Origin of the sequence: Streptomyces sp. NPDC019531 (assembly GCF_044903305.1) — a bacterium.
Classification (GTDB): Bacteria; Actinomycetota; Actinomycetes; order Streptomycetales; family Streptomycetaceae; genus Streptomyces.
Genome location: NZ_JBJDQL010000020.1, coordinates 42,695 through 63,386, shown reverse-complemented (window position 1 = coordinate 63,386; position 20,692 = coordinate 42,695). Strand labels below are relative to the sequence as shown.

Below are 20,692 nucleotides of genomic sequence, written 5' to 3'. Positions count from 1 at the left end.
ATTTCCTGAAGAACATGCAGCGCAATCATGTCCATTGCTCCTCTGCGAGCGGTGCATTGTTCAGCTGGTCACGGAGGTTACGCCAGTTCGGCATGAACCTATCCATGAGCTTGGTGAAACGGTCGTCGTGATGGCGCGCCAGGTAATGCGCCATCTCGTGGACGACGATGTACTCCAGGCAGGACGGGTGCTTCTTGGCGAGCTCGACGTTGAACCAGATGTGTCCGGTCTCGCGGTTGCAGGATCCCCACTTCGTCTTCATGCGCTTGATGCTCCAGCGCGGCACCGATACGTCGAGGATCGGTTCCCACTTGGCGATCAGGCTCGGGATCGCATGTCGAATCTGCTCCCGGTACCAGCGATCGAGCAGCTCATGGCGCCGTTCAGCTGTCGTGTCGGCAGGGACGTACAGCAGCAGTCGCTCACCGTCTAGCTCGATGTGGGCTCGTCCGGGGCGCTCAACGACCTTCATTCGGCGACGAACGCCCCACACATAGTGAGACTCGCCTGTAACCATCTCTCGGGTTGACTGACGTGCGGCTGATTGAAGTCGTTCGCGCTGTTCTTTGATCCATGACAAGCGCTGGATTACCGCGAGCCGCACCTGGTCATCGTCGAGCTGGTGCGGCGCTGCTACCCGAACGCGCCCAAGGGGTGGATAGACACCGATGTGCAGGTTCTTGATGTTCTTGTAGATGACGTCGATGCCGATGCCACGGACGGTGAGATAGGCACTAGCGGTACTCATGACGTGCCTTTAGCAGTTCAAGCAGTTCATCAAGCCGGTCGAAGTCGGCAGGCAGCGCCTGAGCGAGCGCGCGCCTGACCTTCTTCTCCTTCATCGCGTTGCCCACCCATGAGTCGGGCTTGGTGTGGAGGATGGTGGTGTCCACCACCGCGGCCAGCTCCGGTGCCTGATCGAAGAAGTCGATCAGGGCGCGGCGGGCACCGTTGTCGGCCCACTCCGGGTACTCGGTGTCCGATTCGCCCTTACCGAGGTTGGACGCGTGCTCCAGTAGCTTCTCGAGGTACTCCTTGTAGTCCAGAGCACCTTGACGCCGCTCTTCGAGTATGGCGTCGAGTAGCTCCGACATCTTGTCGTAGTACTTCGGGTTCATCGGGCGCTCGTCGATGATCACCTTGCGCATGTTGTTGGTGATCGTCTCTGCCATCGCTTCGGGGTCCTTCTTGATACCCACGGGAAGCTTGTCGAGCGCGCCAGCTCCCATCTCGACGATCAGCTGGATCAGCCCGGCTTCCTGGAAGTCGGAAATTACCTCGGAGGGAGTGGCACTGATGTAGGTGTCGAGCAGGTGCCGCATGCCGGCCTCGTACTGCTTGAAGTCAACATTCTCGCCAGCACCGAGTTTCACCTCGTCGCGCACGTTGGCGTAGTGGGTGATCTCGTCCTTGATCGCTGCCGTTTCGGCGTCGCTGTACCCAGCGGCCTGCATTTCGTTGGCGAGGTTGCTGTACGCGCGGGTCACGGCCGCAACAGACTTATAGAGCTCAACCCGCTTGGGTTCGTTGGCCTTGAGCTGCTCGGCGTTGCCCTGCTCGCGGGCGCAGAAGTACTGCTGGTACTGGAGGGTGTCCTTCGGCGGTGCGACCGGCTCACAGAGCGCCCGGATCTTCTCCAGGGCCTCATCGAGATCCTCACGAGCCTTGTCGATCCGATCGGACAGCAGCCCCTCGACGTCCTTTGCCTCGTAGCCTTCGAGGGCGCCGACGGTGTAGTCCGTGATGGCGGACTCGAGCGAGTTGAACAGATCGCGGTAGTCGACGATGTAGCCGTAGTCCTTGTCCTCGCCATCGAGGCGGTTCACCCGGCAGATCGCCTGGAACAGACCATGGTCCTGCATCTTCTTGTCGATGTACAGGTACGTCGCGCTCGGGGCGTCGAAGCCGGTCAAGAGCTTATCGACAACGATGAGCAGCCGCATCTGACCCGGGTCGTTGATGAAACGTTCCTTGACGTCCCTCTCGAACTGCTCGACCTTGCCCATTGCCTTGTCGGCAGGCTCGTTGAAGTGGTCCGCGAGCATCTGCCGGTAGATCTCGTACTGCCGCAGCCGCTCGGTGGCGCCGTGGCCGGAGTCCTCCTTGGAGATGTCACTGGCCTGTGGCGTGTACGACGTGATGATGGCGCACTTGCCCTTGAACCCGGCCTGGGTGAACAGCTCGTAGAACTTGCACGCCTGATAGATGCTCTGACTGACGAGGATGGCGTTGCCGCGACCGTCCGACAGGCGCGGCTTGATCTCCATGTCGAGCAGGATGTCGTTGACTATTTGCCGGGCGCGCGGCTCCGAGCTGACGACCTTCTGCATGGTGCCCCAGCGCTTCTTGAGCTCGGCACGGGAGAGGTCGGTCATACCGCGGGTCTTGGCCTCAAACCACTGGTCGACCTTTGCCGGCGAGGTCAGGTCCTGGTCGATGTTGCGAGCCTCGTATCGCAAGTCGAGCACGACGCCGTCTGCAACACCTTCGTTGAACTTGTAGGTGTGGATGAAGCTGCCGAACCGCTCAACAGTGGTGTCCTTGTCCTCCTTGAGGAGAGGCGTACCGGTGAAGCCGATGAACATGGCACCTGGCATGAGCGCCTTCATGGCGTCGTGCATCTTGCCCGACTGCGTACGGTGTGCTTCGTCGACGAAGACGAAGATGTTGCCTTTGGCGTGGAAATCCTTGGGAACAGTCGCTTTCAGCTCACGAATGAACTCGCTCTCAGCCTCATCGCGGGCAGCCTCGTCTTCCGAGCTGCGGAACTTGTGGACCAGCGAGCAGACCAGCCACTCCTCGCTCGCGTTCAATGTGGCGAGGAGGTCGCCACCGCTCTTCGTGCGGTAGATGGCCTCGTTGACTCCCTGGAAGACCTTCTCGATCTGATCATCCAGTTCGGTCCGGTCAGTGATGAGGAGAACGCGAGCGTCCGGCTGGTTCTCACGGATCCACTTGGCCAACCACACCATCGTCAGCGACTTGCCTGAGCCCTGGGTGTGCCAGATGATGCCGCCCTCGCGCTTGGCGATCCGCTCCTGAGCCGCCTTGACGCCGAAGTACTGGTTGTGCCTACTCGTCTTCTTCTGCCCTGCGTCGAAGACCATGAAGTCGTGAACCAGCTCAAGCAGACGCTCCTTCGAGCAGAGCTGGGTCAAGGAACGATCGAGCGGGTCGGCGATGTCGGACGGTTCACGCCATGCGAGCCAGTACTTTTCCGGCGTGTCGATAGGGCTGTAGCGCAGCCCCTCCACGTCATTGCCGGCCATGACGAGCTGTACCGTCGTGAAGAACGGGCGAATGAACTCGGGCCGCTGGTTCCCGATGCTCTGCCGGATACCTTCAGAGACGGCGACCTTCGAGCGCTTGAGCTCGATCGTCCCGAAGGCGATGCCGTTAACGTACAGCACGATGTCCGGGCGCTTGGTGTGCTGACCCAGCACCGTCACTTCCTCGGCAAGAGCGAAGTGGTTGGCTTCGGGGCGTGCCCAGTCAACGAGCCAGACCGTCTCTGTCTGCTCGCCGACACCCGGCTTGACCTTCACTCCGTACCGGAGCAGGCCGTACACGTCTCGGTTCGCCTCGTACAGATCGCGACCACCACCGAGCGAAGCGTCGCTCTTCAGCTTGTCGATCGCCTTGTTGATGAGGTTGTCGTTGTAGCCCCGGGCGCGGAGGTTCTGAGTGAGCAGCTCAACATCAATGTTGGAGTTCGCCGCGCGATACTCCCAGTTGCCGAGGTAGTCGTAGCCCAGCGAGTCTCGGAACAGCTCGACGACGCGGTCTTGAGTCTTGCGCTCCGGCTGACCGACGTTGCTCATGCTGCGCTCTCCTTGGTGGGAAGGCGGGTACGGCCGGTCAGGAGCTGCTGGATCATGCCCGTCTTGATCGCCTCTTTCTGGGCATTCAAGCGTTTCAAGCCCTCGATTTGATGATCAATAGCCGACAGGGCTTCAGCGATAGCGTTTTGTTCGGCCATGGTGGGAGGAATCGGCAGTTGCTGGTCAAGGATATCTGATCGCGAAAGCCCTGGGATTAGGCCAGCTGATGCCGCCCGAATCTGTGAAGCGTTGTGCAGAAGGGAGTAGAAGAGAAAGCGTGAATCCCATTTCGAAGTGCGTACGGCCATGAGTTGCCGGCTGATGCAGTACTCTGCGTCAGCTTCGACCATGGATCCAGACCCTGACCCCTTGACTGTGATGAGGATATCTCCAGCTCTGCACAACGAGACCGGCCGAGTGGTGAACTTCGTCTGTTTGATCTCCCCATTGGGGAAGTCTGCGGGGCCGGTGAGATAGGGTGTTCCGATTCCTCGCGTATTGCAATCCCGCGCCATTACATGCGTGCCGGAAATTAGCGATACACCCTCTCGCAGGGGGCGGGTTTCCCAAGTTCCAGAAGTGAAGCCAGGGAGACGCACTTTTCCGGTGAGGAGACACTGCACCATGCCGTGCTTGATCGCCTGCTTCTTGGCGATCAAGCGTTCCAGCGTGGAGAGCAGGTCGTCGACGTCATTCATCGCTGACACGATCGCGTTCTGCGTCGCGATGTCAGGCAATGGCACTGGGAGTTGCGCATACTCGCGTCCATTAACGCCCGGCTGACCGCTACGAACAGATGTTCGGGCAATCCAGTCCCAATATTCCTTAGACTGCACGAAGAGTGATAGATACTTGGGATTGAGTCGCTTCGGGTCTGGTGCAATATTGATCAGGAATCCGGCGTATACCAACTCGCCGTCACGCGAGTCGTACAGGTAGGACTTGCCAACGCTGGCGCCAGTGCGCGCGAAAACAAGCTCTCCAGCGGACAGTCTGTAGTTGACTGCGCTGACGTGATCTACTCCGACCTTCGGATCAGGGGAGAACCTGCCCGAGTCGTTGATATCTGTGATTCGAACATAGGTCGCTACACCGGGAGCCAGCGGAACAGCCGCAGCGTTAATTCCGTAGCGAGGCGGGCGTAGCAGTAGCTGGCCGAGTGGCTTATGCACCGGGTTGGTCATTACTCCACCCCCATGCTAGCCAGGTGCTGTGAGACCTTGGAGCCGAGCATTTCCACTAGCGTGTTAAGCGCCCCCACGGTTTCGGCATAGCGCTCGCCGAGCTGCTGGATCCGTGACACGAGTGCGAGCGTGAGTGACTCAGCCTCAGACGCCACGCGGCTAGCGACGGTGGCATGCCACTTGTCGTCGAGTACGAGCTGCTTGATCTCAGGCTCGGTGAGGTCGCCGTATTTCTTGAGGGTCGCGAGATCGAGGGCGGCTTGGGCCTCCTTGGCCGCCTTCTTGGCAACAGACTCTTCGTTGTACAGCTTGACCAGGTGCTGGAGAGCTTTGATCTCCTCCGCGTCAGCTCCCTCGTGCCGAGCCACTTTGAGTCGCGCCGAAGCGAGCGCCTTGGAGATCTTGCCATCGTCCATCGCTTCAGCAAGCAGGCCGTCCTCGGCAGCGTGCTCTTCGATGTACTCCTCGACAGCACGGCTTGCCTCTTCGGCTGCCGCGTGCAGTGCGTCGGCCTCGGCCTGTTCATCCGCAAAGTAACGAGCTACGACAAGCGCCGGCGGGACGAGGTCCATCTTGTACTTGGTGACGCTGCGCCCGGAGCCAATGACGAGGTCCGGGGTCTCGGTGAGCTTGCGCTCCTTGTCCTCGATGGTCTTGCGCGGCTTCGCCGCCTCACACCATCCGTCGTTCATGACGAGGAAGACGTCGTCGTGCATGACGCCGTGCCAGTAGGTCATGAGCTGCTCGTAGACGTCGTACTCGTCGAGCAGGGGGGCGTTCTTGAACCGTGCCAGTAGATCGTCGCCAATACGAGCGATCAGATCCTTGGGGACAGTGTCCGCGTTGAGCGCTTGCAGGACTGGCCGGTGCGCGGAGAACCAGTCATCAACCTGGCCGCGGACGTCCGTGGCGAACTTCTGGAACTCGCTGGAATCCAGGATGGCCTGTTGCACCTCAGTCACGCCGACCGCGAGGTCGCTGTAGTCGGGGCGGTTTGGCTTGAAGAGCGTGGCACGAAGGCTCGGGAACGCCTCCCAGTACCTGTTAAGTGAGTCCAGGTCGCGGTCTGGGATCCCGCCGTGCATGTGGGCGTGAAGGTCCTGGATGTCTTCGGGCTCAGAGGAGTCGATGTACCGCGGGATATTGAGGTTGTAGTCGTTCTTCGGGTCGGCGATCTCGTGGAGCGGCACCATACGGGAATAGCGGTCGTTCTCGGTCTGCTTGTTGAAGACGTCGACGATCTTGTGGATGTCCTGGCTCCGGAGGCGATTCTTGTTGCCGTCCTTCATGAAGCCCTTGGAAGCGTCGATCATGAAGACGCCGGTGCGCGCCTGGGCGTTCTCCTTGTCGAGGACGATGATGCAGGCCGGGATACCGGTGCCGTAGAAGAGGTTCGCGGGCAGGCCGATGATGCCCTTGATGTAGCCGCGGCGTAGCAACTCCTTACGAATGCTCTCTTCGGCGTGACCGCGGAAGAGCACACCATGCGGCAAGATGACTGCGGCTTTACCCGTGCTCTTGAGTGACTTGAGGATGTGCAGCAGGAAGGCGTAGTCGCCGTTCTTCTCCGGCGGCCGGCCGTACTCGAAGCGGCCGTAGTCGTTCTCCAGGCCGTTGCTCCATGACTTGATCGAGAACGGTGGGTTGGCAACGGCAAAGTCGAAGGTCTGTAGCCGTGCGCCCTGGGTGAACTGTGGGCTGGTAATCGTGTCACCCTTGCGGATGTCACGGTCCGCGTAGCCGTGGAGGATCATGTTCATCTGGGCCAGCGCCCAGGTGGCGTTGTCCTTCTCCTGGCCGTAGATGGTGAGGCCGCGTGGTGCCTCGTCGGCCACTTTGAGGAGCAGCGAGCCGGAACCGCATGTGGGGTCGTAGACCGTGTGGTCCTGCCGGGTGCCGGGGCCGATACCGACGACTTTGGCGAGAATGCGTGAGACCTCGGCCGGGGTGTAGAACTGCCCCTTCGACTTGCCCGATTCCGTTGCGAAGTGCCGCATCAGGTACTCATAGGCGTCGCCGAGAAGGTCGTCGCCCTCAGCGCGGCTACCCCGGAAGTCCAGGTCAGCGAAGATCGTCACCAGCTTGGAGAGGCGATCCTGCATCTCCTTGCCCTTGCCGAGCTTCTCCTCGTCGTTGAAGTCGGCCAGGTCAATGACCTTCTCGAGCCCGTTGGCCTCGGCGAGCTTGCCGATGATCTTGTTGACACGATCGCCGATTTCCTTGTCACCCTTGAGGGCGACCATGTCATCGAAGGACCCGCCGGCGGGGACGTCGATCAAGGAGTTCGGGTCGGACTTGGCCTTGTCTGTCACGTACTTCACGAACAACAGCGTGAGGATGTAGTCCTTGTACTGGCTGGCGTCCATGCCGCCGCGCAGTTCGTCACAGCTCCGCCAGAGCGAGCTGTACAGGTCCGACTTTTTGAGAGCCACTACCACGCCACCCCCTTGCCTGCATCGAGCCCAGAGCCTGACCGCGATCCTGCGGCGAGGTGTACGCGTGACCTGTCCATCCTTCGGGGCCCATCCTTCGCGTGCCAGTGCGTGACAGCAGTGTCACTAGTGGTGATACTCCAAGCGAGTGCCTCAACGATAGCGCCGGGTACTGACAGGGGATGCGGTTGCCGCGCATCCCCCATGGGCTTGACTACCTTCAGCGAGTCGATCACGAGAGTTCCTCGTCGAGCACCCAGACGAAGGCCACCCCGCCCTTCGGGAACGTCCAGCCCTCGTAGGCCACTTCGACGCTCGGGGATGGATCAGAGGCTTCGAGGTGCCGGTACCGCGGCTGACGCGGGCCGGACAGGTAGTCGATGACGTTCATGCGCCGGATACCGCAGTCGCCGTACCAGAGCTCTGCCCGGAAGTCCTTTGTCGGCTGGGCAAGGTCGAGGTGCAATGTGTGACCGTGCCGTTGAACCAGGACGCGGTAGGTGTAAGAGATGGTCACCTCGTCGTTCCTACTCACTTCATCGTCGAGATTGCAGGTGAAGACCTGGCCGTCCTTGCGGACGCTACGCCTGGCCCTCAGCGGCTTACCGTTCACAGCGACCTGGACCAGCTCGAAGGCATCAGGCGATGAAGCGTCCAAGTCGCGTATGGGCACGAAGTACCAGGCGGCCGTGGAAGTTGGGTCCACCGAAAGCTCTCGGAAGGTATCGAGGTCTGAGACGCAGGAGAAGCGAAGGACCGGACTCGACGGGATGAAGCGGTACTCCCACACGACAGTGGCGACGAACATCGAGCCGTTGCCTGAAGCCGGCCCTTTCTTCCATGGCGCGAGTGCCACGGAGACATGGGCGTCCTCCCAGCGCTGCCGTGCCCCTATGATCTGCTCCTTCAAGTCCCGGTACGCGTCGGCAGCAAGTTCCTTGTCACCGAGCTGAATGCCCAAGGTGTTCTCGACGATGCGATCGAGGGTCTGCTTGGAAGCGACGTTCGTCAGGGACTCCGGGGCGAAGGCGAAGCCGTCCACCACGGCGTCACGGATGGCGGGCGCCTCCTCGACGAGAACCTTCCGGAGCCGTTGGTTGGCGCGGGCCTCGGCGTCCGCCTGGTCGATGTACTCGAAGAAAATGGCGATGAGCCCGGTCGTGAAGAGCGCCGAGCCGATATCCATGACGGGCAGGTTGTCGAGCCAGTCCCAAGGAGCGTTGCCGTTCGCCCAGTGTGCGAGGAGCATCAGAGCAATGCCAACCACCGTGGCAACGGTCGCGAGCAGTGCAAGCTTGGTCTTGTAGAGACGTTCTAACGGACTCGACATATACAAGATCAATTATACAGAAATTGCAGTTCAGGGCAATGTTTTGCCCAGCAGAAAGCCCCGAGCCGCGTTGCCGAACTCGGGGCTTCCAGGGGTGCGCGGGTACGGGCGTCAGCGCCTCGTGCCGCCACCACCACCGTTGCCGTTGAAGCACAGCATGACCGTCACCTCCCTCGCGTTCCGGGGTTGCGAGAAGCAGCATAGGACACATAGTCATGGGATGCAGAGAGTTGGGATACATCGTCTCTGGATCTTGAGGCTTGGGACATATGGGCTAGGGCTCGCCATGGCAAAACAGCCCATCTCAGACGCAGCAGAGACGTTCGGGGCGCGGGTGCGCGCCCGCAGGAACGAACTCGGCAAGAGCCAGGAGGGCCTTGCCGACGACAGCGGCATGCACTGGACGTTCATCGGGCAGGTCGAGCGCGGTCAGCGCAATGTGTCGCTCCACAACATCCTGAAGATCGCCGAGGCGCTCGGCATGGATGCAGGGGACTTGGTGCGAGGGCTGAAAGCGCCGCCCGCGGGCTCCGAGAAAACCGGGTGATCCCGCAGTCCCGAGCGATGGATGACGCCCATCCCCGACGGCTGACAGCTCCGTGTTCGGCGTGCTGCATGAAACCAGGTGGAACCTGTCATACCCGAGCACTACCGTTGATCCATGACGGACGATCAGCTCACATCACTCGCGAGACCCCGGCCGCTTGATCCCTACAGTTCACGCGCGCCGCATCTGGTCGCCGTCGTCGACACCAACGTACTGCTCTCAAGCATCGACAACGACTGTCGCAATGAGGCGGAGGGACGGCGATCACGTCTGCTCCGTATGAGCGATCGTGGCGACGTGGTGCTCTACGCCGCCGACCACGTGCTCGATGAGGTCTATGAACACCTCCCGACGATCGCGGCGTCAAGCCCGGTACCTCTCGCAGCGCTTCGTGCCCGCTTTGAAGATGAGTACCTACCGGCACTCCGCTTCGTCACCATGTCCGACGTTGATGCTCCCGACCCTCAGGTACTGGCGATCACGGATCCGGACGACGTGCCGACAGGCAGGCTCGCCAAACTCATCGCGCCGTGCGTCGTGTTCTCGGACGACAGACACCTCAAGAAGCCCGGGTTCGCTCCGAAGCGGTGGATCGACTCGGCCGGGGCTGCCGTCGAGGTTGCCGACGCCTCCTGGGATCAGCTCCTCACCGCGAACACCGCCATCCTCCCCTTCCGAGGAATGGTCGGCCTGATCTCCTACACGGGCCGCAAGATAGGCATCTCGCCGTGGCTGCTTGGTGTCGTCGTCCTCGGGGTGGGCGCGGTCCTCCTGAAACGGCCGGACCGTCGGAGGTCAACGCTCCGGGTGGTGGAGGCCGTCTTTGAGGCAATCGTGAGTCAACTGGCTGTTGCTATGGAGCAGGAGCGACGGGGTGTCGAGCGTCTCCGCAAGGCCGTTCTCGACGTACCGGCAGAGCCGACACTTCGTCAGCAGGTGGCGATCGTCCTGGCGAGGCAGCACGAACCGTTGCTCGCCGCTGAGGTGCACGGCCTGATCTGTGAGTGGTTCCCCGACGCACTGGGCGTGAGCATCAAGGACGTGTGGTCCATTCTGGCGGACGGGACGGAGTTCGTGCGTGTCCTGCGGTACCGGTGGCGGCTTGGAGGAGTGGTCGCGCCAGCCTGCTGAACGCGCTGGTCCTATGCGGACATGGGCTACAGCGAAGTCGCCCGACTGGCAGTGTCGCCGTGCTGCGTGGTGTCGGACAGGAAAGAAGCGCGGCCGGCTACGGACAGGTCGAGGCACTCAGCGAGATCGGTTGTTGGGGGACGAATGAGAGTCTGCTTTCTGATCAACGAAGGTTGGAGCTCGCCGGCGGGCGGAACGTGGGGATGGCTCACCATGAGGGAATCCCTGGTGCGAGCGTTCATGGAATCCGTTCCACGTCATAGGCGCCATGCCCGATTTTCCACGGGAACTCTCCCACTGTGGCAGCTGGCCCAAGAGGTGGGCAGTGCCGAAGACGCTGCAAACAGCGTTCTCGGCGAGCACTGGTCAGTCTGGAGTACCTTCCTTGGGCCGGATCTTGCCGAGCACATCGCGTCATTTGATGTCGCAGGTATGGTCGTGGAATCTCTGACTCCGTCGGACGCTCGTGCCATGCATATCCGGCTAAAAGGCGCTGAATGGTATCTGGGGGCTGTGCAAGTTCGTCCGGAGATTCCGGAGCACTGGGCGGTGTTCCTGAAAGGCATCCCGAGCAGGTTTCGGATATTCGAAGACTCCCTCTATTTGTTTCATAGAGGGTATGAGTTGGAAGTCGAGGATACCCGAGATTACGTGGAATATCGCGAGTGGGAAGCTTCCGGCCTCTTCCCCTCCGTTTATTGGGAGGACTCCGGGGCACGGGAGACCATCTTTGATCCGTACGACAACATGCAGCACTTTCGCAGGCTCGGTGAGGCGGACGAACTGCTTCATGGCCAGTTCTCATCCGCGCTGGGTGAGACCCTGATGCGCTGCTCAGACCTGGACCCGGATCTCACTCAACGGCTGCACGCTGCCCTCAAGGCGTTCGAGAATCACGAGACAGCGGAAGAGCTGGCACATGTGTCGCTGTCCTGCCGGCGATTCACGGAAAAGCTTGCCGACTGCCTCTATCCCCCGCGTGAAGAGAAGGTCAACGGGCGAAAGGTCGGCCAGGCTGAGTACCGGAACCGCCTGTGGGCGTACATCGCGGAAAATGTCACCTCTGACACCACACGAGAACTACTCATCGCGAACGTCGAGGACTTGGGGAAGCGTGTCGATAGGCTGGATAGTCTGAGCAACAAGGGCCTTCACTCCGATGTTTCGTCCTCAGATGTGAACCGACTGTTGCTCTCGCTCCTCGTCGTGGCACATGACTTGATCTCGCTACGCCCGCCCGGCGGAGCTTTCTCGTACAAGCCGTACGAGACCACGATTCGTGTCTTTATGGAGGAGGTGCTGCACCAAGAAGAACGTTCGTCACAGGATGTCGAGGAATAGGGCTGTCTAACTGGTCGTGCGCTCAACCTTGCCATTGGCGGCGTCCTCGAAGCCCCTGATGAATTCTCGGTGCCTGTCCTCGATCCCCTTCGCGCTCGCCCACTCGGAAGGGTCGAGGTCTTCGGGCTTCTCCAAGGGAAGTTGGTCGAGGGCAATGAGGACCTTCACCTGGCAGACGGAGATGGTTTCCTCTACCGGATCCTCGATGCCTTCCGCTTCGGCTACCTCCTGAAGAACGGGCAGCTTATACATGGCGAAGCTGTATCCCGCGGCGTACGGGTCCCCGGTGACGGCGGCTGCCTGGTCCCATATCGACACGGTAGTGGGCTCGCCGTCGAGGGCATCACTACAACCCTGCTCGTACGCATCGAGGGCGCGGCCGGGATCCTTCCCGATCTTCTCCTTGAGAGCGTCGTACGCTTCGGTCTCCGCGCTCGTGATCGGGACACTCCCCTGTACGGGAGTGAGGCCGTTCGAGCTGTAGAGACGCTCCCGTTCGTAGTCAACGCCGTCTCCGCAGGCGCCTATGGCCTCGTCGACGTCCGGCTCCTCGCCGTCGTAGGTGTCCTTGAGGAGATCGCTACCGTAGTCGTATCCGGCACTGTAGGTGGCAACTTGGGCGCTGCCGCTGGTGTCCGCGCTGTCGCAAGCGGCGAGGCTGATGGCCCCGATGAGCACGGCAACTGGGAGCGCGAGTCTCTTCAGGTTGATCAACGCGTTCCCTAGTCTTGCGTCCCCTGTCAGTTTATGATCTTTCTGCCCCCAGGTGCTACCCGCCACGTCGAGCCCTCGCCGCGAGAGCCGGAATCGCTTCAATCTTCTCCGCCGTGAGGTCGTTCCAGACGAGCCCACGGGGCCGGCGCCGGTTCGGGCACTCGATCACCTCGTCCGGCGTGACGATGAGGTCAACGCTGAAGTCGTGCTCGGTCTCGGGGATCTCCTCGTTGATGACCTGCAACTGGTGTACGGGCGCGACAATGACCGTCTCGTCGGTGACAAGGCCAGCCTCGATGAGGAGTGCCACCTCGATGTCGGAAAATCCGGCGCCCTTACCAATGCGCGCCCCGGAGCGGTTGACCGCCACGCTGCCGCAGATCACGACATCGATGGGGCGCATGTCTTCGACGCCGACACGGCGAGCAACCTGCGCCGCCCCCTTCTTCTCGGCGGCCTGCTCGGGAGGTAGCTCCAGCGTCGCCGGGTCGAGTAGGAAGAACGGCTGGAGGCTCGCCATTCTCGGCACGGCCATATAGAGGAGCTTGCCGTCCTTGAGTGCGCGGACACGGACAGGCAGTTGGGCCCAGTCGGGGTTCGCCTTGACCGTCCGGGCCTGCTTCCACGCGTCCAGCTCGGCCAGGCGCTCGGCCGTCGCCTCAGAGCCGTAGAAGCCGGGGATCTTGCCGTACGAGCCTTCCGGCACCGCGCCTTCGCGTTCGAGCAGGCGCCATACCTGGTCGCGGACGGCTTCCTTCGCCTGGTCGATGTTGCTCACGTGCTCCTACCGGTCCCGTCAGATCGCTGCTACGAGAGCCAAGAGGCGGTCGTTGAGGTCCTGCACCCACGGCTCGTGCCGCCACTCGCGAAGCTCTCGACCAGCGGCGAATGCCAGGTTAAGACCGCCGCCCCCGCGTGTCAGCTCAACCGTGTCGATCGTCCGGTGCAGTGAGACGGCCGCCTCGTCGAGCTTGCGCTGCCGGATCAGCGAGAGCGTGAGGTTGCCGAGCGCGATCGCCTGGCTCTTTTGCTTCGCGCCGAGCGCTCCGGCCGTCGTGCGCAGGACGGGCTCGGCCCGCGCCGGCAGACGGAGAAACAGGAAACACGAACCAGCAAGCCGGTTGAACTCGTTGATCGTGTAGTACTCCGCGGCGACGTCGTCCCCGTTGACCCGGTCGAACTGCGCCTCGGCCTTCTTCAGCGCTCCCTCGCATGCCTTGAGGTCCCCGGACATGGCATGTCCTTCGGCGACATGCAGGAGCGCGAGGCCCGTGAGTGACGGGCTGGCGGGCCCGGCGACCTCGGCCGCCGCCGCGGCAAAGGCAGCGCCTTTCGCGGGGGCCTTCTCGCCGTAGAGGGCGACATAGCTCTTGCGGAGCGTTGCGTACGCCTCGGTGCAGGCGTCGCCCACCTGGCGGGCGGCATGCACTGCCTCATCGAGGTAGCTGATCGGTGCCTCGTGGTCGCGTCTCTGGCTGGAGTCCCAGGTGAGCTGCCCCATGAACGTGGCGGACTCGGCTTCGACTTCGAAGAGCGCCCGGCGGACTCGAGGGTTGGCCGCGTTCTCCCGCAGGAACTTCACCTGGCCGTGTACTTGGCCGGCGGGGCCGAGAAGTGCCGTCGACGGAACCTTGTCATAACGCTCGTCGAGCTGGCGGACGCGTTCGTGCAGGTACGCCACGGCCACCAGGTCGGCTGACGAGGGGTGCTCCAGCATGTAGTTCATGCGCTCGCTCGGCGCTGCCTGAATAACCGTCACATCGTCGAGTAGCGACTGCAGTTCGTCAGCGGACACTTTGAGTACGGCGGCGAGCTTGGGGCGCACCCAGGGCTGCGGTTCGGTCTCGGCCCGCTCCCAGCGCACGACCGTCGACCGTTCGATGCCGAGGCGTTCGGCGAGCTTCTCTTGGCTGAGGCCCACTGCTTTGCGCCGCTTGGCCAGGCGAACGCGTTTCGCCGCCATCGCTCTTCCCTTCCGGGGTTCGGGGGCCTCGCCACCATAGCCAGGGCGGCGCCATTTGCGCAGGTCAACGACTGCCCTGCCTCATTTTTGCCCCCTTTCCGCCCCTCCCATGCTCTGGGTTTTGGCAGGTCAGCGGGGCTTTTCTGGCTACTACGCCGGTTCTGCGGTGTCCGGGGCCCCGGGCCGTCCGCCGGACTGGCTACCCCCAGGAGCCAGAAGGAGTCCCATGCGCCCCGCGATCTACGGGTACATGCGCCTCGTCAGCAGCGACGAGGCCGATGACGAAACCGAGCGCGTCAAGCGCGAGTTGGCCGAGTACGCCGCACGCGAAGGGTTCGCGCTCGACCAGGTGTTCACCGAATGCATCCGGCGATCCGAGTCGGCGTTCCACGTCATGCTCGAGGCGCTGAAGCACCACGAGGTGAGGGATGTCCTCGTCCCCTCGCTCTGGCACTTCGCGCGGCTGCCCGGCCTCCAGGACGCCATGCGCCAGCACATCGAGCAGGAGACCGGCGCTCGCATCTGGGTCGTACAGGGGCGGCAGCGATGAACGATGTACGACCGGTGGCCTACGGCTACCTGCGCGCGACCGCCGACGCTGATGACAACACCTCTTGGAAGCTCGAAGCCGAACTCAGGCGCTACGCCGACGACCAGGGCTTCGAGCTCGCCGGTCTCTTCTACGAGAACGTCGCCGGCTGTTTCGCCACCTGGGACGCGCTGACGCAGGAACTCCGCCAGGCGAACGCCCACCACGTCATCATGCCGTCTTTTTCCCACCTGACACAGCACGAGTTGCTCCTCACGAACCTCCTGGAACGTCTGGAGCGGGGCGCAAGAGCTGAAGTCCACGAGTTGAATCCTCGGTAACGACAGGAACCTGCACATGCTCAACGGCGACCAGTTCCACGTGGTTTACGGGTCACCCTGCGCAGCTCTTCGCGGGGAGGGCTGACCGTCATGCCACCACCGCGCTTCAGCGAACAACTCGAACTCGCCGCAGTCCTCACCGCCGTTGGCTGCTCACGAATGTTCGTGGAGACGACGCTCGTCAAGTGGGGCGCGACTCCCGTCATCGACGATGCCCTGCTCGTCGTCTCCGAGCTGGTGACCAACTCGGTGAAAGCGACAGGTGTCACAACGCCGGACCCCAACTGGGCCCAGCTGGGGAAGCTCAACCTCATCGGTGTGCGACTGCTCGGCCTTGAGCGGTCCATCGTGATCGAGGTCTGGGATATCGATCCCCGTACGCCCGTCGTGCAGGATGCCGACTTCGACGCCGAGTCTGGCCGTGGCCTCTTTCTCGTCGAGACAGTGGCGAGCCGGTGGGGATCGCGACCGGCCGAGCCAGGCAAGGTGGTGTGGGCGGAGCTGCCGATCCAGCCGAGCCCAGGGGAATCATTCCATGAATGACGAGAGACGTCTCCCTTGTCGTGAAATGGGATTCAGCCGCTGGCCGAAGCGGCGCGGCCGACAGAGCCAACGAATGGATCCGGAGATACCGCTATGCCTGATGGGTGCATTCCAAAAAGCCTATAGCCGAGCGGCTAATTCAGCATGACGCCATCTGCCCCGTCCTCACGCTTCCCTTTGTTGAGAATGCCCTGGGCGAGGATTTTTCTATTGACTAAATGATCTTGATGCTGCACAGTATGTAGCGGTCGCTTCGCGCATTTCAGTTCGCGCGGAGCCTACAATGACTCCGCCTCCCGTTCACACTTCCAGCGGTTGATGGCGGAAACCCCCGTTCTGGCAATCCAGCCAGAACGGGGGCTTTTCTTTTCTTCCCCTGCTAAGTAAACGTGTTGTAAATTCTACTTCTTCTCAAGGAAGATCAAGTGTGTAATAAATAGTTCTTGGACTCGGAAGTGTAGTCCTACTTATCTCAGGTGGAAGTGCCTGTGATGGGTAACTCTCCGTCCGCGTGGAGACACGCAGATTGGAAAGGGAACCCTGTGGGTTTCTGGTCTGGCGTTGTGCATATGCTCCACGGCATTGCCAACTCACCCGAGTATCAGCGTAAGCACGCTGAGAGGATGCGAGAACTTGATCGACAGATCGAAGAGCGGCATCAGCGGGAGGAAGAAGAGCGCAAGCAGCAGTTTGGCCGAGCGGCCATCCGAGCGTATCAGCGTTCCCGCCAGCAGGCCTCCCAGCGAGGCCGAGATGTGCAGTACGAGGACGGCGACCACAGGATTGAGGTGAAAAATGGGTATCAGTGGAAGGGGGATAAATACACCACTGATGTCATCTTGACCGATCGACGCTCCCGTAAGGGCGCACACTGGCACGTCGTATTCGATGAGAATGGAAACATTCTTCATCAGGGATGGAAAAACGGACGCTGATAAAACGTCCGCGTAAGGTCGCGTCTTGATGTTATTAGACATCAGGACGCGACCAATTATCTAATTAACAGTAGAAGTATGAAAGAATTTAAACAACCAGATTCCCTAGAGGGAATCGCAAAAGCCCTAGAAGTGGTTATCGCTAATATAGCCGTCTCTGGTCGAGAAGATGCACTTACAACAATTGTCAGTGGCATCCTATACGGCAATAATGCGATTGATGTGCGTCAATTCTTTGACGAGTATCCGGAGTTGGTAGACATAGCTGAGTTTGCCCTTGAGTTTGATATAGAAACGGACGCCGCGTACCTCGATAACCGCTGGAAGTTAATCGTTGACCGTGTCCACAGTTTTACCCAGCATGTGCAGAGAAATCTTGAATGCCAAGCTGAGCTATAGCGGCTCGGCCAGGCCCTCTTTGACGTTGCCAAAAGCCGGGCAGGTTAAAGCAATCCGCGGCTACGGCTCCAAGGGGTTAGGCGGTAGCGCTAAATTACAGCGTTTTGGTTGCCCATCGCTTCAATGTGAGCGACGGGTAACCGCAGAAATACTTCAACATGATGAAGACGACTAGAATAGTCATAGGTTTACTAATCACTGCTTGCGGCCTCGGGGTCGCAGGCTTTAGTGGGTATCTTTTCTTTCAAGGTGCCAATATATCAGCGCTGCTGCTAATCGACGGTCTCCTCTTTGGCGCCTTGCTTGCGTTAGGGGGCATTGCAATCACCAGAGGTGAGAGCGTGCGTGACGTTATTGACATATTTCTAATCGGTGGCTGACCCCTCTCGTCGGCAAGAAGTAGGGCGATCGTCGCACCGTCATCGCACGCCAAGTAAAGCGAACGCGACAGGTAGAGGGATGGCCGAGTCGTTACGACTCGGCCATCCCTCTTTTCATGAAATACAGTCCCTGGCTTTTATCCGGCCGGGTTGTTGAGCGAGCGGCCAGCGTATGCGCTGCTCAGATGGAATTCCACATGCCGGATCTAAAACACCGCTTCACCCAGCCCTGCACAGTCACCGACTCAGAGACCGCGCAGCTCCCGGCACTTCACCAGCACGCCCTTCACCGCGTCGGTGACTGGAAGTTCCTCGGCGAGGGGGGTCCACTGATAGTGGTCGTGCTCCATGAGCATCACTGGCTCTGCGGCCACGACGTCGACGGCGAAGTTGAACTGTCGGCTCTTCTTGCCGCTGCCGCTCGTGTAGTCGAAGTGGCCGAGGTAATCGGAGATGTCCGCGACGTCAAGGCCGGTCTCTTCTGTGACCTCGCGAGTCAGAGCTACGTCGAGCGTTTCACCGACCTCAACCTTGCCGCTGGGCAGCTCGAAGATGCCGCCCATGAAGTCGTCCGCGGGGCGCTGGAGCAGTAGGACGTTGCCGTCGTGCTGCACCACTGCACCGACGACGAGCTGCTGCACGCCGTCCTCTTTGGCTTCTGCAACGAGGTGTTGCAGGAACTGAGCATCAACCATCGTTCTGTTCTACCAACTCTCGGTAGTTGTCGGTCACTTTCCGGAACGCCTCGACGTAGCCCTCCACCAGGTGCATGTCCTCTTCCCGATGCCAGACGGGGAGCTTCAGGATGCCCTGATGGAACGCCTCGGCGCGTGGGAAGTCGCCCGGGGCGTAGCTGAACTTCCCCTCGTACTCGGGGAGTAGCGGTCCAGGCTCTTGGAACAGCGGCAACAGATTGAGCGGGCACGTGGAACCGGGGCGGTCGACCTCGCAGCACCCTTCGGCCTGGAGCGCCTCGTGGAACCGCTCGATGGGCAGGTCGCCGAGTTCCTCCCCTCGGTACTGGAGGATCAGGCCGTACCAGGACGAGCGTACGTCCCGATCCGTGCGCAGTACGACGACCCCCGGCACGCCGTCGAGTTGATCACGTAGGTGGGCGGCGACGCGCTCGCGGCCGTCCAAGTACTCGTCGAGGTGGTCCAGTTGATCGAGCGCGATGCGTGCGGCCAGCGGGTGAATACGGTGCTTGAGGCCCATGCCGGTCACGGCGTAGCGATACAAAGGATGCTTGCGCGGCAGCTCGCTGCGGCAGCGCTTGTTGTACTGCCCGTGGAGCAGCGCCCGCTGGTAGAGGTCATCGTCGTCGGTGAGGATGAACCCGCCTTCGCCGGCGGACAGAGGCTTCGGACCGTTCATGCTGAAGGCAGCGGCTCGGCCGAACGTCCCGACCTTCTTGCCGCCCACACTGGCGCCGTGGGCGTGGGAGCCGTCCTCCAGCAGCATCACCTCATGATCCTCGGCCACAGCGCGCAGAGCGGCCACGTTGGCCGGCATGCCCCACATATGGGTGACCACGATCGCCGACGTTCGCTCGGTGATCCGTCCAGCGACGTCCTCCGCGTCGAGATTGCCCCGCTCATCACAGTCGGCCAGCACCGGAATTGCGCCCAAGTGCAGCAGCGGCGTGACGGTGGCGAAGAACGTGTAGGCAGGCACGATGACTTCGGTGCTGGGGCCGATGCCAGCCGCCGCGTACATCGAGTACAGCGCAGCCGTACCCGAGCTGGTGAGCAGCGCGTGCCGGACGCCGTGGTACTCAGCGAGCACATCCTCAAGCTCGGCTATGACACCGGAACGGTCGTAGATGGAGATGCTCGTAGCGAGCTGCTCGACGACCGCCTTGGAGGTGTCCTCGGTGAGAGGCGGCCAGACGAAGTGCGGCATCGGCGCATCCACCGTCGGCTGCCCGCCGAGCAGGGCCAAGCGCGAGGTCACAGCAACTCCTTGGGGTTGACGTAGGTACGGGAACGCGCGGACTCGTAGCAGGCGGCGATGAACCCCATGTGCGCGAGGTTCTCGGTGGGGCCGCTGACGTTGGGGCGCGTGCCGTCGATCACGCGGCGGAAATAGTCGATCTGGCAGGCCGCGGCGGCCGGCCATGCCTGGTCGCGCGACAATGACTCGATGACCTTGCCGCTGTTGCTGAGCCGCTGAAGCCGCCCACGCTCCAGGCGCACCATGCCCTTGGAACCGACCAAGCGGATCTGTTCGGTCTTCGGGCCGATGTAGCGGGAGAGCAGCAGCGAGCCGTACAGGCCGCTGTCGTAGGCGAAGTGGATGAGCGCCGTGTCCTCGGCGTCGTAGTCGCGATCGGGTCGCGCGCTGACGGACATGTCCGCGAGCACCCGGTCCGGCAGGCCGAAGTACCAGAGGATCATGTCGATCAGGTGGTAGCCCATGTCGATGATGCAGCCGCCCCCGGCCTCCGCGGTCCTGCCGCGCCAGCCGTCAGACGGGTCGTCGATGTGCAGGGTGTACTGCGCGTCCACCATGAACGGCTCTCCGACCTGATCGGCGAGCTGGGTGAAGCTGGTGTAGATCGGGTTGAAACGTCGTTGCAGCGTCACCATGAGCTGGACGCCGGTCCGCTGGCAGATGTCCACCAACTCCCGCGCCTCCTGCATGGTGGTGGCGAATGGTTTCTCCTTGAGCACATGCACCTTGTGCTCGGCGGCTGTCTCGATGACCTCCCGGCCGATGTGGTGCGGCACGCACACCACCACGAGGTCCAACTCCTCGGCCTTAAACATCTCGTGGAAGTCGGTGTAGCCCTGCACACGGTGGTGGTATTGCTGCTCCCGTACGACTTCGGCGTCCTCGTCGCAGATGGCGACGAGCTCGGCACTATCCGAGGCATGCAGGCCCGGTATGTGATCGTCCAGAGCTTGTTTACCGAGGCCCACGACCCCAGCGCGAAGCTTCATCGAACATCCCCCTTGTCTCGGTGTTCACGGCAGTCAGGCCAACTCGCCTTACACAACTCCGCCGAGTGCGTGGGGGCCACAGCAGACGTGGCGCACACCTGTCGCATTTCTGATGCATCGGGGCTGCTGACCAGGGGATATAAGGAGCAGCATCAAGCAG

General features: G+C 61.6%; 19 protein-coding genes. 7 read left to right on the top strand and 12 right to left on the bottom strand.

Translation table 11 applies throughout. From position 1 onward, the window contains the following. Positions 1–25 precede the first annotated feature (25 nt). The 5 genes from ACI2L1_RS23135 to ACI2L1_RS23115 form a co-directional block, all read right to left on the bottom strand. Positions 26–748, bottom strand: a complete 723-nt coding sequence (locus tag ACI2L1_RS23135) for a M48 family metallopeptidase (RefSeq protein WP_404741238.1) — start codon at positions 746–748, stop codon at positions 26–28. After that, complete coding sequence (locus tag ACI2L1_RS23130) at positions 735–3,821, bottom strand: type I restriction endonuclease subunit R (RefSeq protein WP_404741237.1); 3,087 nt, start codon at positions 3,819–3,821, stop codon at positions 735–737. Before ACI2L1_RS23130 ends, ACI2L1_RS23135 begins: the two co-directional genes overlap by 14 nt. Further along, positions 3,818–5,005 carry a restriction endonuclease subunit S gene (locus ACI2L1_RS23125; protein WP_404741236.1) on the bottom strand — a complete coding sequence of 396 codons (1,188 nt, stop codon included), beginning with the start codon at positions 5,003–5,005 and terminating at the stop codon, positions 3,818–3,820. Before ACI2L1_RS23125 ends, ACI2L1_RS23130 begins: the two co-directional genes overlap by 4 nt. After that, the gene (locus tag ACI2L1_RS23120; RefSeq protein WP_404741235.1) at positions 5,005–7,437 is read right to left on the bottom strand and encodes a type I restriction-modification system subunit M; all 2,433 of its coding nucleotides are present in this window, start codon (positions 7,435–7,437) and stop codon (positions 5,005–5,007) included. The genes ACI2L1_RS23125 and ACI2L1_RS23120 overlap by 1 nt, the downstream gene beginning before the upstream one ends. Before the next feature lie 232 nt (positions 7,438–7,669). Then, positions 7,670–8,767: a hypothetical protein gene (locus tag ACI2L1_RS23115; RefSeq protein WP_404741234.1), complete on the bottom strand. Its 1,098-nt coding sequence runs from the start codon at positions 8,765–8,767 to the stop codon at positions 7,670–7,672. Between the two features lie 286 nt (positions 8,768–9,053). On the opposite strand from ACI2L1_RS23115, the gene ACI2L1_RS23110 reads away from it, so the two are divergent. The 3 genes from ACI2L1_RS23110 to ACI2L1_RS23100 all read left to right on the top strand — a co-directional run bounded on the left by ACI2L1_RS23110 (position 9,054) and on the right by ACI2L1_RS23100 (position 11,786). Continuing rightward, a complete protein-coding gene (locus ACI2L1_RS23110; protein ID WP_404741233.1) occupies positions 9,054–9,314 on the top strand; it encodes a helix-turn-helix domain-containing protein in 261 nt (86 codons plus the stop codon). 114 nt (positions 9,315–9,428) lie between these two features. Further along, entirely contained in the window at positions 9,429–10,445 is a 1,017-nt protein-coding gene (locus ACI2L1_RS23105; protein ID WP_404741232.1) for a hypothetical protein, read from the top strand. Between the two features lie 213 nt (positions 10,446–10,658). Then, the gene (locus ACI2L1_RS23100) at positions 10,659–11,786 is read left to right on the top strand and encodes a hypothetical protein (protein ID WP_404741231.1); all 1,128 of its coding nucleotides are present in this window, start codon (positions 10,659–10,661) and stop codon (positions 11,784–11,786) included. A 6-nt stretch (positions 11,787–11,792) separates the two neighbouring features. On the opposite strand, the gene ACI2L1_RS23095 is transcribed toward ACI2L1_RS23100, so the two are convergent. The 3 genes from ACI2L1_RS23095 to ACI2L1_RS23085 are packed head-to-tail and all read right to left on the bottom strand — an operon-like array spanning position 11,793 to position 14,463. After that, on the bottom strand, positions 11,793–12,500 hold the full coding sequence (locus tag ACI2L1_RS23095) for a hypothetical protein (protein ID WP_404741230.1): 708 nt from the start codon (positions 12,498–12,500) through the stop codon (positions 11,793–11,795). 55 nt (positions 12,501–12,555) lie between these two features. Further along, a complete protein-coding gene (locus ACI2L1_RS23090) occupies positions 12,556–13,278 on the bottom strand; it encodes a 5-formyltetrahydrofolate cyclo-ligase (protein WP_404741229.1) in 723 nt (240 codons plus the stop codon). Positions 13,279–13,296: 18 nt separating this feature from the next. Further along, the gene (locus tag ACI2L1_RS23085) at positions 13,297–14,463 is read right to left on the bottom strand and encodes a helix-turn-helix domain-containing protein (protein WP_404741228.1); all 1,167 of its coding nucleotides are present in this window, start codon (positions 14,461–14,463) and stop codon (positions 13,297–13,299) included. Positions 14,464–14,689: 226 nt separating this feature from the next. Here ACI2L1_RS23085 and ACI2L1_RS23080 point away from each other — a divergent pair, with 226 nt between their 5' ends. From ACI2L1_RS23080 to ACI2L1_RS23070, 3 genes are all read left to right on the top strand, one after another. Then, the gene (locus ACI2L1_RS23080) at positions 14,690–15,013 is read left to right on the top strand and encodes a recombinase family protein (protein ID WP_404741227.1); all 324 of its coding nucleotides are present in this window, start codon (positions 14,690–14,692) and stop codon (positions 15,011–15,013) included. After that, positions 15,010–15,333 (top strand): hypothetical protein, encoded by a 324-nt coding sequence (locus ACI2L1_RS23075; protein WP_404741226.1) that lies wholly within the window; start codon positions 15,010–15,012, stop codon positions 15,331–15,333. Before ACI2L1_RS23080 ends, ACI2L1_RS23075 begins: the two co-directional genes overlap by 4 nt. A gap of 90 nt (positions 15,334–15,423) precedes the next feature. Next, positions 15,424–15,876 carry an ATP-binding protein gene (locus ACI2L1_RS23070; protein ID WP_404741225.1) on the top strand — a complete coding sequence of 151 codons (453 nt, stop codon included), beginning with the start codon at positions 15,424–15,426 and terminating at the stop codon, positions 15,874–15,876. A gap of 590 nt (positions 15,877–16,466) precedes the next feature. On the opposite strand, the gene ACI2L1_RS23065 is transcribed toward ACI2L1_RS23070, so the two are convergent. Then, on the bottom strand, positions 16,467–16,787 hold the full coding sequence (locus tag ACI2L1_RS23065) for a hypothetical protein (protein ID WP_404741224.1): 321 nt from the start codon (positions 16,785–16,787) through the stop codon (positions 16,467–16,469). Between the two features lie 102 nt (positions 16,788–16,889). On the opposite strand from ACI2L1_RS23065, the gene ACI2L1_RS23060 reads away from it, so the two are divergent. Then, positions 16,890–17,210 (top strand): hypothetical protein, encoded by a 321-nt coding sequence (locus tag ACI2L1_RS23060; RefSeq protein ID WP_404741223.1) that lies wholly within the window; start codon positions 16,890–16,892, stop codon positions 17,208–17,210. Between the two features lie 625 nt (positions 17,211–17,835). Here ACI2L1_RS23060 and ACI2L1_RS23055 read toward each other — a convergent pair. The 3 genes from ACI2L1_RS23055 to ACI2L1_RS23045 are packed head-to-tail and all read right to left on the bottom strand — an operon-like array spanning position 17,836 to position 20,532. Next, positions 17,836–18,285 carry an NUDIX hydrolase gene (locus ACI2L1_RS23055; protein ID WP_404741222.1) on the bottom strand — a complete coding sequence of 150 codons (450 nt, stop codon included), beginning with the start codon at positions 18,283–18,285 and terminating at the stop codon, positions 17,836–17,838. Next, the gene (locus ACI2L1_RS23050) at positions 18,278–19,543 is read right to left on the bottom strand and encodes a DegT/DnrJ/EryC1/StrS family aminotransferase (RefSeq protein WP_404741221.1); all 1,266 of its coding nucleotides are present in this window, start codon (positions 19,541–19,543) and stop codon (positions 18,278–18,280) included. Before ACI2L1_RS23050 ends, ACI2L1_RS23055 begins: the two co-directional genes overlap by 8 nt. Continuing rightward, entirely contained in the window at positions 19,540–20,532 is a 993-nt protein-coding gene (locus tag ACI2L1_RS23045; protein WP_404741220.1) for a Gfo/Idh/MocA family protein, read from the bottom strand. The genes ACI2L1_RS23050 and ACI2L1_RS23045 overlap by 4 nt, the downstream gene beginning before the upstream one ends. Positions 20,533–20,692 lie beyond the last annotated feature (160 nt).